The 13,539-nt window shown below is 72.9% G+C and carries 12 protein-coding genes; 5 read left to right on the plus strand and 7 right to left on the minus strand.

From position 1 onward, the window contains the following. Positions 1–129: 129 nt before the first annotated feature. Positions 130–378 carry a GNAT family N-acetyltransferase gene (locus ACFYOS_RS28645; protein ID WP_387148334.1) on the plus strand — a complete coding sequence of 83 codons (249 nt, stop codon included), beginning with the start codon at positions 130–132 and terminating at the stop codon, positions 376–378. Positions 379–382: 4 nt separating this feature from the next. On the opposite strand, the gene ACFYOS_RS28650 is transcribed toward ACFYOS_RS28645, so the two are convergent. Beyond that, positions 383–1,861, minus strand: coding sequence for a glutamate--cysteine ligase (locus ACFYOS_RS28650; protein ID WP_387148335.1), 1,479 nt, complete (start codon positions 1,859–1,861; stop codon positions 383–385). A gap of 180 nt (positions 1,862–2,041) precedes the next feature. Here ACFYOS_RS28650 and ACFYOS_RS28655 point away from each other — a divergent pair, with 180 nt between their 5' ends. Further along, positions 2,042–2,380 (plus strand): DUF3817 domain-containing protein, encoded by a 339-nt coding sequence (locus ACFYOS_RS28655; protein ID WP_387148205.1) that lies wholly within the window; start codon positions 2,042–2,044, stop codon positions 2,378–2,380. A gap of 100 nt (positions 2,381–2,480) precedes the next feature. On the opposite strand, the gene ACFYOS_RS28660 is transcribed toward ACFYOS_RS28655, so the two are convergent. Beyond that, entirely contained in the window at positions 2,481–3,020 is a 540-nt protein-coding gene (locus ACFYOS_RS28660) for a hypothetical protein (RefSeq protein ID WP_387148207.1), read from the minus strand. A 149-nt stretch (positions 3,021–3,169) separates the two neighbouring features. Here ACFYOS_RS28660 and ACFYOS_RS28665 point away from each other — a divergent pair, with 149 nt between their 5' ends. The 3 genes from ACFYOS_RS28665 to ACFYOS_RS28675 all read left to right on the plus strand — a co-directional run bounded on the left by ACFYOS_RS28665 (position 3,170) and on the right by ACFYOS_RS28675 (position 7,513). Continuing rightward, entirely contained in the window at positions 3,170–4,294 is a 1,125-nt protein-coding gene (locus ACFYOS_RS28665) for a Vms1/Ankzf1 family peptidyl-tRNA hydrolase (RefSeq protein ID WP_387148209.1), read from the plus strand. A 462-nt stretch (positions 4,295–4,756) separates the two neighbouring features. Then, the gene (locus ACFYOS_RS28670) at positions 4,757–6,148 is read left to right on the plus strand and encodes a hypothetical protein (RefSeq protein WP_387148337.1); all 1,392 of its coding nucleotides are present in this window, start codon (positions 4,757–4,759) and stop codon (positions 6,146–6,148) included. A gap of 231 nt (positions 6,149–6,379) precedes the next feature. Further along, positions 6,380–7,513 carry a SigB/SigF/SigG family RNA polymerase sigma factor gene (locus ACFYOS_RS28675; protein ID WP_387148211.1) on the plus strand — a complete coding sequence of 378 codons (1,134 nt, stop codon included), beginning with the start codon at positions 6,380–6,382 and terminating at the stop codon, positions 7,511–7,513. A 61-nt stretch (positions 7,514–7,574) separates the two neighbouring features. On the opposite strand, the gene ctaD is transcribed toward ACFYOS_RS28675, so the two are convergent. The 5 genes from ctaD to ACFYOS_RS28700 all read right to left on the minus strand — a co-directional run bounded on the left by ctaD (position 7,575) and on the right by ACFYOS_RS28700 (position 13,320). After that, the gene (gene ctaD, locus ACFYOS_RS28680; RefSeq protein ID WP_387148213.1) at positions 7,575–9,575 is read right to left on the minus strand and encodes a cytochrome c oxidase subunit I; all 2,001 of its coding nucleotides are present in this window, start codon (positions 9,573–9,575) and stop codon (positions 7,575–7,577) included. Positions 9,576–9,661: 86 nt separating this feature from the next. Continuing rightward, entirely contained in the window at positions 9,662–10,393 is a 732-nt protein-coding gene (locus ACFYOS_RS28685; RefSeq protein ID WP_387148215.1) for an ATP-binding protein, read from the minus strand. Between the two features lie 93 nt (positions 10,394–10,486). After that, entirely contained in the window at positions 10,487–10,951 is a 465-nt protein-coding gene (locus ACFYOS_RS28690; protein ID WP_387148217.1) for a DUF4383 domain-containing protein, read from the minus strand. 109 nt (positions 10,952–11,060) lie between these two features. Continuing rightward, positions 11,061–12,215: a glycosyltransferase gene (locus ACFYOS_RS28695; protein WP_387148219.1), complete on the minus strand. Its 1,155-nt coding sequence runs from the start codon at positions 12,213–12,215 to the stop codon at positions 11,061–11,063. A gap of 124 nt (positions 12,216–12,339) precedes the next feature. After that, positions 12,340–13,320, minus strand: coding sequence for a glucosyl-3-phosphoglycerate synthase (locus tag ACFYOS_RS28700; protein WP_387148339.1), 981 nt, complete (start codon positions 13,318–13,320; stop codon positions 12,340–12,342). Positions 13,321–13,539 lie beyond the last annotated feature (219 nt).

The raw sequence follows: 13,539 nt of genomic DNA on the forward strand, positions 1-13,539 counted from the left end.
CAGCTCCGCCACCACGCCCCCAAACCCGGTCAGATGTCCGTCTCATCCAACCGGTTCCGGCCCCGCCGCCGCCAACCCGGTAAACGTTCCCGGTCCGAGCACTAGGGTGCCGCCATGGAGAAGAGGTAGCTGCCCGAGTGGCGCGGTCGGGGCATCGGTTGGCGGGCCCAGGCGCTGCTCTGCGACTACCTGTTCGCGCACACCCCCGCCCAGCGGATCCAGGCCGGCACCCATCCGGAGAACGTCGCCGAGCAACGGTCGCTGGAGAAGGCCGGCTTCCAACTGGAGGGCGTCGTCCGGGCCTGCGAGTTCCGGGCCGGCGCGTGGCGCGACGGTCACCTCTACAGCCGACTGCGCGACGACCCGAACCCGCTCTGAGCCGTCAGGGCAGCGGCCAGGCGTGGACCGGGCGGTTGCTGTGCATCAGGTCGACGTAGTGGCGGACCACCTCGCGCAGCGCCTCCGGCCGGTCCAGGTGGTCCGCGGACTCCAGCCGGTGCAGCGTCTCCACCTGCCAGGTCGCGCCGTTACGGCCGGTCAGGCAGCGCTGCTCGATGATGCCGAGCAGCCGGTCCCGCTCGCCCGGGTCCAGGCCCCACCGGTCCAGCCCGTGGTGGGCCAGCGGCAGCAGCCGGCGCAGCACCAGCTCGGTCACCGGCAGGTAGCCCAGCCCGGGCCAGAACACCTGGGCGTCGATGCCGTGCCGGGCGCAGACGGTGAAGTTCTCCTCGGCGGCGCTGAACGACATCTGCGACCACAACGGCCGGTCCGACTCGGCGAGGGCGCGGACCAGGCCGAAGTAGAACGCGCCGTTGGCGACGGTGTCGAGCACGGTCGGGCCGGCCGGCAGCACGCGGTTCTCCACCCGCAGGTGCGGGCGCCCCTTCAGGACGTCGTACACCGGACGGTTCCACCGGTAGACGGTGCCGTTGTGCAGCCGCAGCTCGGCGAGCTTGGGCACACCGCCGCTGGCCAGCGCCTCGGCCGGGTCCTCCGGTTCGCAGACCGGCAGCAGCGCCGGGAAGTAGCGCACGTTCTCCTCGAACAGGTCGAAGACGCTGGTGATCCAGCGTTCCCCGAACCAGACCCGCGGGCGTACGCCCTGAGCCTTGATCTCCTCCGAGCGGGTGTCGGTGGCCTGCTGGAACAGCGGGACGCGGGTCTCCCGCCACAGCTCGCGACCGAAGAAGAGCGGTGAGTTCGCGCCCAGGGCGACCTGCACGCCGGCGATCGCCTGGGCGGCGTTCCAGTAGTCGGCGAACTGGGCCGGGCTGACCTGGAGGTGGAACTGGGTGCTGGTGCAGGCGGCCTCGGGGGTGATGGTGTCGGCGGTGACGGCGAGCCGTTCCACCCCGTTGATCGCGATCCGCAGGTCCTCGCCCCGGGCGGCGAAGATCTGCTCGTTGAGCAGCGCGTAGCGGGGGTTGGCCGAGAGGGTGTCGGCGGTCAGGTGCTCGGGGCGCAGGGTCGGCAGGATGCCGATCATCACCATGTGCGCGCCCACCGTCCGCGCCTTCTGCTCGGCCGCGTTCAGGCTGTCCCGGACGTGCTCCTCGAACTGCGCGGTGCCGGTGCCGGCGAGCCGGCGCGGCGTCACGTTGATCTCCACGTTGAACTGGCCCAGCTCGGTCTGGAAGCTGGGGTCGGCCACCGCGTCGAGCACGTCCGCGTTGCGCATGGTCGGCTGCGCGTCGTCGTCGACCAGGTTGAGCTCGATCTCCAGCCCGGTCATCGGCCGTTCCACGTCGAAGCGCGACTCGCGCAGCATCTCGGCGAAGACGTCCAGGCAGCGCCGCACCTTGTCCCGGTAGCGGGCCCGGTCCTCCCGGCTGAAGGTCCGCGCGCCGACGTCCTCGCCCATGGTCACCGCCCTGTCACCGTTGGTTCCCCTAACCTCGCACGTGGCGGCGGGGCAGGGAAGACCCGAATGACCCTTTACCTACCCACGGACGGCCTCGGTGATCCCCGTCGCGTCCGGCGGTCGGTCGGCCGGTCCGGCGGGGCGGGCTGGCTAACATGGCCGGCGAGCGAGGGAGTGTTGATGCGCGAGAAGTGGATCCGGCTGTTCGTGGCGGCGGCGGTCGCCGAGGCCTGCTCGTGGGCGGCCCTGCTGGCCGGCATGGTGGTCAAGTACGGCCCGCCGCGCAACGAGATCGGCGTGCACGTCTTCGGCCCGATCCACGGCGCGCTCTTCGTGGCGTACGGGGTCCTCGTGCTCGTGGTGGCCCGGCAGCGCCGTTGGTCCCTGACGCACACCGCGATCGCGTTGGTCTGCGCGGTCCCGCCCTTCGCCACGGTGCTCTTCGAGCGCTGGGCGCGCCGGCGCGGCCTGCTCGGCGAGCCGGCCCGCGCGGAGCGCCCCCTCACCCCGGTCGGCTGATCGGCCGACGCGGCACGTTGGTGCGGAAGCCGGCCGGCAGGGGCTGCCCCACGTGAAGCCGGGGGCATGGCGCCGCGGTGCCCCGGCCGGGCCGGAAACCTCAGGTGAGGGCCGAGCAGGCGGCGACGCCCAGCATCAGCAGCACGCCGAGCGCCGCCTGGAGCAGCAGCGGCGGACCCAGATGGGACCAGACCGTGGCGGTGCGCGGCGTCAGCAGCTGCGTCGTGGTCAGGTTGACGATCCGCTCGATCCGGGGTGGCAGGTCCGCATCGCGCTGCGGGCGCAGCGTGAGCTGCACGTGGTCGCCGCGGTGCAGCGCGCTCTGCGGCAGGTGGCCGTGCAGCTCCACCTCCAGCAGCCGGTCCGCCGCGTCTCGCACCCGCACCGGGGTGACCAGGAACTCCGGCCCCTTCTTCAGCTCCTTGAAGCTGCGCCGGGGGCCTCCGCCACCACTGTTGAGCAGCGCCCGCACCAGCCGTAACAGCAGCCCCACCACGCCCGCCCCGGTGAGCACCGCGACCAGCATGAGCTGCCCGACCCGCACCTCGCGGCCGTACCCCTCCATGAGCCGGACCAGCCGGCCGGTGACGATGCGTTCCGTCGGGTGGACGACGCGCGGGCTGTGCAGCTCCGTGTCCATGTTCACCACCCAGAGTCCCGTTCCGTTCACCGATGGTATCGGCTTCCCGGGTTGAACGACGTGAATGAACGGTGGTCACGCCCCGACCGGCCAGGTGACATCCCGGGTGGCGCGGGTATGCGTGCGGCCGAGCTGGAAAGGGGTCGAGCATGCAGCTGTCGTTCCTGCGCCCGCTCTACGACCGTCCCGGGCCGTGGTGCTCGGTGTACATGGACGCCTCCCGGGACACCCACGACTCGCGTCCCGCGGTCGACCTGCGCTGGCGTGCCCTCAAGGGGCGCCTGCTGGAGCAGGGCGCCGACCAGGTGACCGTCGAGGCGGTCGAGGAGGTGGTCCGCCGGCACACCCCGATGCCCGGGGACTACGGGATCGCCGTCTTCGCCACCCGCGGGCGGGTGGTGTTGACCGAGTACCTCTCCGCGCCACCACTGCGCGACCTGGCCACCTGGTCCGCCCTGCCGCACACCATGCCGCTGGTCGCCCAGCGGGGCGAGCAGATCGCCTGGGTGCGGGTGCTGGCCGATCGGATCGGGGCGGACGCCATCGCGGTCAGCGCCGGCGGGGTGCCCCGGAAGGCGCATATCGTCGGACGGGAGAGCTACCAGCTACGCCAGGTCAAGCCCGGCGGGTGGTCCCAGTCCCGCTACCAGCGTGCCGCGATGGAGGCCTGGCACCACAACGCAGGCGACGCCGCGGCGGCCACCGCCGAGCTGGCCGACAAGGTCGGCGCGGACGTGGTGGTGGTGGCCGGCGACATCCGGGCCACCGGGATGATCGCCGCCCAGCTCCCCGAGCGCTGGCAGGACGTGCTGGTGCGGACGGACGCCGGCTCCCGCAGCCGGGGCGCCGACCCGATGCTGATGGACGACCTCACCGTGCAGACCATCGCCGAGGTCGCCGACCAGCGGATCAGCACCGCGCTGGACCGGTTCGGCGTGCAGGAGGACGTCGGGGCGGGCCTGGACGCCGTGGTCTCCGCCCTGCAACGCAACCAGGTCGACACCATGCTGATCGTGGACGACCCGTCCGCCGACGGGGAGCTGTGGGTCGGTCCCGAGCCGACCGAGATCGCCACCGATCCACAACAGCTGGCGGCCATGTCGGTGGCCGATCCCCAGCGGGTCCGGGCCGACGCCGCGCTGCTGCGCGCGCTGATCGGCACCGACGCCGAGCTCACCGTGCTCGCGCCCGAGGAGGCGCCGGAGCTGACCGACGGGGTCGGCGCGGTGCTGCGCTATGTCGACGCGGGCACCCCCGGTCGGGGCAATGGCTGACCGTACGGTGGCGGACCTGGTCGTCGAGCGACTGCGCGCCTGGCGGGTCCCCCGGGCGTTCGGCTACCCGGGAGCGGCGATCGCCCCCGTGGTGGCCGAAGACCGGGTCTAGCGCGGACGGCGCGGTCCGTACTCCTTCGGTCGTGGCCGGTGCGTCGGCTCCGGCGGCGAGTCTTCGTGTCGAGCGGTACGCCTCACCGAGGCGTACCGCTCGTCGGTCCTGGGGCCGGTGCCCCGCGCGTGACCGGCCGGCCCAGCGCTCCCGTTGCGTCCCTGGACGGCGGGGCAGGGTGAGTCGGCGCGCCTGGGTGCGGTGCGTGGTCAACGCCCTGCCGACGGACACCCGAGGATTGGTCCGACCCGTGGGGGGATGCCCCGTTTAGACCCCATAGGGACGGGAAGCCGGGCCGCGTGGTGAGCGAACGAAGCACGGTGGGATCGGTACGCAAGGGGCCCGTGGGGCTGGCGGCCGGTGGTGCCGCCCTGGCCGGCGGGCGGATCGTGGCGGCGGGGAGCGCCGCCCGGGTCCTGCTCGCGGCGACCGTGCGGGCGCTGCGCGGCGACGACTGCGGCGACCTCGGCCAGAGCGCCCCGCTGTCCCGCTTCACCGGCGCGCCCGAGCCGGTGCGCCGGGCCGCCGCGGCCCGGGCCGCCGGCCGGCTCGCGCTGACCCCGGCCCAGGTCGCCGAGGTGGACGCCGAGCGGGTGGCGGGCTGGATCGCCGACCACTACCCGGCGCGCCGCTGGCCCGGGGCGGTGCTTGGCGCGCCGCACGGCGCCGCGGCGCACCTCGCGGTGGCCCTGGGCGTGCCCTGGCTGCCCGCCGCATTCGAGATGGCCGTGCACTGGTCGTGCGGTGCGGTGGACCGGCCGCGGGCCGCGCTCGACCACGGCGCCGCCCTCGCCGGCCGCCTGCTCGCCGGCAACCCGGACGTGCACGTCCGCCAGGTCCACTGCCCGGCCAGCCGGGGCGCGTCGGCCGGCGCCACGGTGGCGCTCGCGGTGCGCTGGCGGTCCCTGCCCGGGGCGTACGCGCGGTTCCTGGCCGACCGCCTGGAACCCGGCGCTCCGGTGCTGCTGCTGGACGACGCCCGGACCTGGCCGGTGCTGGACGAGGGTCGTGGGCACAGCTTCCAGGTCGGCTCCCCGGCCAGCGGCCTCGACCCGGTCGACTTCCACCCTGACGCGCACGCGTTGCGGCAGGTGCTCCGCTCGGCCGGCGGCGACGGGGCGCACTGGGAGCCGCCGGACGTCTCCTCGCCGCAGGCCTTCGCGGAGCACGGCGTGGAGTCCGGTTTCGCGCAAGGCCTCCGGACCTGGACCGGTCGGCACGGACATCCGCTGCACCGGGTGCTCGCCCCGCAGCCCGACGCGCTCAGCGCCGCCACCGCCGACCTGTACCGGTACTGGCTGCGCCGGGCCGGCAAGACCGGCAACCGCCTGGTGGTCGAGTGCGGCCGGCTGCTCGACCCGTGGCAGGTGATCCGGGCCGGGCTGGTGCCCTACTGGTGCGAGAACGCGACCCGGCGCCGGGTGGCCGGGGTGGAGTGGTGGCTCGCCGGCAGCGAGCCGTTCAGCTCGGTGGACGTGCTGCCGGAGCCGCCCGGGGTCCGGTCACCCGCCCTGGCGGGCCTGCCGCAGTGGCTCGCCGTCGCGGCCTTCGGGCGGCGGCGACGGGCGTTGGACCGGGGTTCGGCGCGGGGCTATCCCGTCAGCACCGTACCGACCCGGCGTGCCACGGAGGTGTTGCGTAACCAGCCGTACGACCTGCCGGTCCCGCCGCCGCTGGGGATGGCCGAGGCGCTCGCGGAACTCCGCGAGGCCGGCGCCGCCCAGGGGCTGCTGGTCTCCTGACCTTCCGGCCACCAACACTGGCGAAACATCCTCGCGATCCTACGGTCCGTGATTGAGTACCTACGGAGCGGGAACACCGCTCGCTGCGACGGTCCACGAGGCCGTGTGGCGAGCCGTCGCCCGTTCCTGGCGTTCCGTCACGTAACCCACTTCCGGCCCGGCGCGTGGCCCGACCACGCGCACGACCGGTCATCCCGATCCGGGCGGGGGACCTTCCTGAGGGAGGCGCGGATGTTCGGACAGACCACCACACCCACACCACCACCTACCGAGCGGGGCCTGGAGGACCTCGACGCGGCGGCCCTGGCGTACGCGGCACGGATCGAAGGGCTGCCGCCCGAGCGGCGGCAGGAGGCGCGGGACGACCTGGTCCGCTTCGCGCTGCCCTTCGCCGGCCGGCTGGCCCGCCGGTACCGGGGTCGCGGGGAACCGCTGGAGGACCTGGAGCAGGTGGCCCGCCTCGGCCTGGTCAATGCCGTCGACCGGTACGACCCGGAACGGGGCTCCTTCACCGCGTACGCGGCGATCACCATCGTCGGCGAGATCAAACGGCACTTCCGGGACCGCACGTGGGGCGTGCACGTGCCGCGCCGGCTGCGCGACCTGATTTTGGAGGTCGGGCAGGCGACGGCCGCACTGACCAGCGAGCTGTCCCGGGCGCCCACGGTGGCCGAACTGGCCGAGCGGCTGGAGACGCCCGAGGAGGAGATCCTCGCCGCGCTCGAGTCGGCCGCCGGCTACAGCCCGGCCTCGCTCAATGCGCCGGTCGGCGGGGAGAGCTCTGCCGAGTTCGGCGACCTGGTGGGCGAGTCGGACAACGCCCTGGAGTCGGTCGACGATCGGGTGACCGTCGCCGGCCTGCTGCATCGGCTGCCCTGGCGGGAGCGGCGCATCCTGGCCATGCGCTTCTACGGCAACCAGACCCAGGCGGAGATCGCGGCCCGGTTCGGCATCTCCCAGATGCACGTGTCCAGGCTGCTCTCGCGCGCCCTGACCTGGCTGCGGCAGGCGATGCTGGCCGACGCGCCGCCGCCCTGGCAGAACGGCGTGGCGGAGACCGAGCCGGCCAAGTCGAGGATCTCGGTCAAGCAGAACGGTGACCGAATCGTCGTCGAGGTCGGGGGAGAGGTCGACCGGGACGGTGCCGACCAGCTCCGCAGGGCGATGCTGGAGGCGGTGACCGGGCAGCCCCGTGAGGTGGTCGTCGACCTGGTGGGAGCGGGCGGCTTCGATGCCGGCGGGATTGCCGCGTTGATGGCCGGCCGGGACGCGGCCGCCCGGACCGGGGTGCCGCTGCGGCTGACCCGGGTGCAGCCCGCGGTCCGCCGCTCGCTGGTCGCGGCCGGCCTGCCGCCGGCCGACTGACCCGTACCCGACGCGGGAGGGCCGGCGCCTGACGGCGCCGGCCCTCTCGCGGTGGCCCCGGTCAGTGCTCCGTGGTGTCCCCGGGCCCGCGGGGGTGCTCCCAGCGGGGGTTCTCCGGGTGGGTGCGCTGCGGACCCAGCTGGGTCTCCTCCGGTTCGTCGGCCTCCTCGAAGCTGGGCCGGAGCACCTCCTCCGGCTCCGGCACGTCGACCGGTCGGGCGCCGGACTGCGGCGCCGGCGTGTACTCGACGGCCTCGCGGGCGCCGTGCGCGCCCTCGGCGGCCGGCGACTCCGGGACGAGCGGCACGTGGCGCAGCTCCTCGGCGAAGTGCTGCGGCGGCTTGGTGGTCCGCTGCGGCAGGTCGCGGCCGAGGTTGGCGACGAGCGGCCCGTACTTGAGGTCGAAGGCCGGCCGCTCGGAGCGGATCCGGGGCATCCGGTCGAAGTTGCGCAGCGGCGGCGGGCAGGTGGTGGCCCACTCCAGGGAGTTGCCGTACCCCCAGGGGTCGTCCACGGTGACCATCGTGCCGTACCGCCAGGACTTCCAGACGTTGTAAATGAAGAACAGCGTGGACACGCCGAGGATGAACGACCCGATGGTGGAGACGGTGTTCAGCGTGGTGAAGCCGTCGGTGGGCAGGTAGTCGGCGTAGCGCCGGGGCATGCCCTCGTTGCCCAGCCAGTGCTGCACCAGGAACGTCATGTGGAAGCCCACGAACATGGTCCAGAAGTGCGCCTTGCCGAGGCGCTCGTCGAGCATCCGGCCGGTCATTTTTGGAAACCAGAAGTAGGCCCCGCCGAACGCGGCGAAGACGATGGTGCCGAAGAGCACGTAGTGGAAGTGCGCCACCACGAAGTAGGTGTCGGAGACGTGGAAATCCGCTGGCGGGCTGGCCAGCAGCACCCCGGTCAGGCCGCCGAACAGGAAGGTCACCAGGAAGCCGACCGCGAAGAGCATCGGCGTCTCGAAGGTGATCTGCCCCTTCCACATGGTGCCGATCCAGTTGAAGAACTTGACCCCGGTCGGCACCGCGATCAGGTAGCTCATGATGCTGAAGAAGGGCAGCAGCACCTGGCCGGTGACGAACATGTGGTGCGCCCAGACGGTCATCGACAGGACCGTGATCGCGATCGTGGCGAGCACCAGACCGGTGTAGCCGAAGATCGGCTTGCGGGAGAAGACCGGGATGATCTCCGTGACGATGCCGAAGAACGGAATCGCCACGACGTACACCTCGGGATGCCCGAAGAACCAGAACAGGTGCTGCCACAGCATCGGCCCGCCGGTGGTCGGATCGTAGACGTGCGCGTGCAGGAGCCGGTCGGCACCGAGCGCAAGCAACGTCGCGGCCAGCAGCGGGAAGATGAAGATCACCAGGACGCTGGTGAGCAGCACGTTCCAGGTGAAGATCGGCATCCGGAACATCGTCATGCCGGGTGCACGCAGGGTGATGATGGTCGTGATCATGTTGACGGCGCCGAGGATGGTGCCGAGGCCGGAGATGACCAGGCCGACGATCCACATGTTGCCGCCGACGCCCGGGCTGTGCTGGGCCGTGCTCAGCGGGGTGTAGGCGAACCACCCGAAGTCGGCCGCCCCGCCCGGGACGAAGAAGCTGGCCACCACGATGGAGCCGCCGAAGAGGTACAACCAGTACGCCAAGGCGTTCAGCCGGGGGAACGAGACGTCCGGGGCGCCGATCTGGAGCGGGACGATGTAGTTGCCGAAGGCGAACACCAGCGGGGTGGCGAAGAGCAGCAGCATGATCGTGCCGTGCATGGTGAACAACTGGTTGTACTGCTCGGGGGAGAGAAACTGCATGCCCGGTTGGGCCAGTTCGGCCCGCAGGAGCAGGGCCAGCACCCCGCCGATCAGGAAGAAGCCGAACGACGTCACCAGGTAGAGCAGGCCGATCAGCTTGGCGTCGGTGGTGCGCAGCAGTCGCCACAGCGTGTCGCCCTTGACCGCCTGCCGGACCGGGCCGGGATAGCCCCCGAACCGGGCCGGCGCGAGGATCGCCGGCCCCCGGTCCCGCGCCTCCGTGAGTACCCGCTTGGCCATGCTCTCACCCCGTGGTGACGACAGAAAGGACGGGCACGCCTACCCGGCCCTCTGCCCATGTAACCAGGCGAGAGCGGAAATTTCGGTCAGTTCGCCGGTAGCATCGCCCACACCACCTTGCCGGTGCCGGCCGGCGCGCTGCCCCAGCGCTGGGTCAGCTCGCGCACCAGCAGCAGCCCGCGTCCGCCCTCGGCCCGTGGGTCGCGGCCGGTCGCGGCACGCGCGTCGGCCGGGCTGCCGTCCATCACGGCCACCCGCAGATACGGCCTGCGCAGGGTCACCGTCACGTGCATCGGGGTGCCCGCGTGCCGGACCACGTTGCCGACCAGCTCGCTGAGCACCAGCGCGGCCGGGCCGGCCAGCTCCGGGATGTTCCACAGGGTGCACGCGTCCGTGACCAGCTCCCGGGCCCGCCGGCAGGCCCCGGCGACCGGGTCCAGCCGGGCCCGCAGCCGAGGGGCCACGGCGGCACCGGCGAGGGCGGTCGCCTCTGCTTGGTCCCGGCGGACCGGCACCACCCGGCAGGCCGTGGACTCGGCGAGCCAGGCGGCCGTGTCCGGCGGCGGGGCGCAGAGGACCATCGGCACGGCCGGCCAGTCGGCGGCCCGCCGGGCGGCGGCCGCGAAGACGGAGAGCGCCAGGGGGTCCGCCAGGTCGAGCTCCTCCAGGTCGACCACCAGCGCGTCGGGCTGGGCGGCCAGGCACCCGTCCAGCACGGTGTGCACCGACCGCATGCTCGCCAGGTCGAGTTCGCCGGCGAGCCGCACCACGGTGACCGGCGACTCGTCACGGACCTCACACCTGATCCGGGTCGACATCCAGGCCCTCGATTCAGAGTCTCGTCGGGAGAACCCGAGAAATACCCGGGACCGGGGCGGGCGAAACCGGACCCGCCGCCCCGCCGAGCCTGTTCAGCGGCGATTCAGGCCACGCGTGGTGAGCAGCCCGAGGGCGATCATGCCGACCCCCAGCAGGAGGTGCAGCCAGTTGTCGGCGTCGTTGAACGGGACGAAGTTCGCCGCACTGGCGTGGTCGACCACCACGCCGTAGAGCCAGAACACGAGGTAGATCGCGCCGCCACCGACCAGGAAGGTCCGCGCCCCGGAGATCGTCCGGGCCAGCACCAGGCCCGCCACCCCGAAGAGCAGGTGCACGATGTTGTGCAGCACCGAGACCTGGAACAGGCCGAGCAGCTTGGCGTCCGAGTCGTGCCCGGCCCAGTACAGGTCGCCGTAGTGGGTGGTGATGCCCGGAATGAAACCCAGCACCCCGATGACCAGGAAGATCACGCCGACGGTCGCCGCGGCGCGGCGTACCGGTGCGCGGCCGTCGGCCGGGTTGCGTCGCCCACGGGAGTGCGCCATCGCGTTCGTCATGCCGGCCTCCTCACTGGCAGGAACCAGCGGCGCTTTCCCGGGCCCCGTGCCGGCAAACCCGCGGCCCGCCCGGCCACGCGGACACGGCCGGGCCGGACGACGGTACGGCTCAGGCGGCCTGCAGCGGCCGGGCGGCCGGCTGGCGGACCCGCTCGTACAGGCCGACGTACTTTTCCGCCATCGCCGCGGGGGTGAACCGGGCGGCGGCCTCCCGCCGGCACTCGTCCGGCTCCAGCAGGCCGGCGGTCAGGACGAGCTCGCCCAACTCCTCCTCCACGGTGGTGAGCAGCCCGGTGCGACCGTGCTCGATCAACTCGGGCAGGCAGCCGCGGGCGGTGGCCACCACCGGCGTGCCCAGGGAGAGCGACTCGACCACCGCCGTGCCGCCCGGCTCCTCCCAGCGCAGCGGGAACAGCGCGGCCCGGGCCCCGGCGAGCAGGTCGTCCCGCTCCTGGCCGGCGACCGTGCCGACCCAGCGGACCAGGTCGCCGTCGACCCACGGCGCGACCTGGTCGTAGAAGAATCGGACGTCCGGGTTCTGCCGGGCCTCGTCGCCCGCCGCGGCCAGGTCCTCCGGCCGGTGGTACGGCCCCACGGGGCCGGCGAGCACCAGCGGGAAGCCGACCTGCTGCGCCAGTCGGGCGCCCAGGTCCTGCCCCTTGCCCGGGTTGATCCGGCCCAGCACGATCAGGTAGTCGCCCTTCTCCCCGGCCGGCCGGCGGTCCGCGCCGACCGCGAGCGGGGTGGAGAGGTGCACGTGCCCCACCGAGTGCTCCTGGAGGGCCCGGGGCGCCCGGGCGAGCTGCGCCGCGGAGACCCCGTTGACCCGGACCCGCTCGCCGCCGTCGAGGTTGCCGTACAGCTCGGGGTGCTTGGCCAGGTCCCAGTGCAGGGTGTGCAGCACCGGCGGCGCGTCCGGTCCCATCGCGGCCATGGTGGCCAGCCCGACCGCCTCCACGTGGTCGTGCACCAGGTCGATGTCGGCGCGGGCGTGCAGCGCGCGCACCACGCCGTTGAGGTGGGCCTGGGAGATCCCGCAGACCTGGTTGTACGGGCGCTGCAGCGCATGGAACTGCCCGTCCGGGAAGACCGAGATCTTCTCGTCGACGGGCAGCGTGCTGGTCTCCACCGAGGCGAGCACCACCCGTACGCCAAGCTTGCGCAGCTCCGGCACGAGGGTGGCGACCACGTTCTCGATGCCGCCGTAGCCGGGCGGCGGGACGGACAACCAGGGGCCGGCGTTCATCAGGACGGTGAGACTCATCGTGCGCTGTTCCTTCCGTCGGCGGCGCCCCCGTCGGCCCTCCGCGTACCAGCGACCGGTCCTGCGGACCGGTCGTCGTCCGCCGGTCGGGTGGACCGGCCGTCGCCACCGCTGCCCCGTGGTCTCACGCCGCGACCCGCCGTCGGGGCACCCGGTGGCGCAGTTGCGCCAGCGGCGGGCGTTCCTCGATCGACACGTCGCTGACCACGATCTCCCGGTCCAGGTTGGGTAGCGCTTCCGAGCCGCCCCGCCGAAACTGGGTCAGCAGCGCGGTCGGCGCGCTGCCCGGGGCCGCCCAACCCCGCCGTTGCAACCGCGACCAGGCGGTGAGCATGATCTGCGCGGACATCCGGCCCAGCGCGGCGGTGTCCTGGTGCCGGTGTTTGCGCTCACCGAGGTCCACCTGGGCCAGCGCGTCCAGCCCGACCAGCTCCAGCAGGTCGATGAGCATGGCGGTCTCGACGCCGTACCCGGAGACGAACGGCACCTGTTCCAGCACCTCGCGCCGGCCCGCGTACTCGCCGGCGAGCGGCTGCACGAAGCCGGCCAGTTCCGGCCAGAAGAGGTTGAGCAGCGGCCGGGCCATCAGCTCGGTCACCCGGCCACCGCCGTCCGCCTCCACACTGGTGGCCCCCACCAGCGGCCGGTGGTAGAAGCCCTTGACGAAGTCGACCGACGGGTCGGTGAGCAGCGGCCCGAGCAGTCCGGTGACGAAGTGCGGGCGGAACTCGCGCAGGTCGGCGTCGACGAAGGCCACCACGTCGCCCTCGACCGCCGCCAGCCCGGCCCAGAGCGCGTCGCCCTTGCCGGTGAGCCGGGGTAACCCGCGGGTCATCGCGTCCTGGCTGACCACCTCGGCGCCGGCGGCGCGGGCCACCTGGGCGGTCCGGTCGGTGGACCGGGAGTCCACCACGATCAGTTCGTCCACCAGCGGGACTCGGTCCATCAGGTGCTCACGGATCGTCGACACGATCGCGCCGACGGTGGCCTCCTCGTTGCGGGCCGGTAGCACCACGCTGACCCGGCTGTCGCCCTTGGCCCGCAGCAGCCGCCGCAGCGGCCAGTCGTCGGCCGAGGTCGTGCGGTACGTGGCCCATGCCTCCACCACCGGTGAGACGATCGCTGCTGTATCCCGCACTGGCACACCCCCAGGTCATGGTGGAAACGCGGGTTAGCTTTCCCGGTACGCACCCCGCGCTAACCGGATCATGCCTACCAGCTTGATCACGCCCGGCGCACGGGCCGGTTCCCCGCCGGTGAACGTTTGATTGCACGCCCACTCGGGGAGAGCTGACAGCAGTTTTCGTGAATCGGCGGCGAGAGG

The organism is Micromonospora sp. NPDC005806, assembly GCF_042871425.1.
GTDB lineage: Bacteria > Actinomycetota > Actinomycetes > Mycobacteriales > Micromonosporaceae > Micromonospora.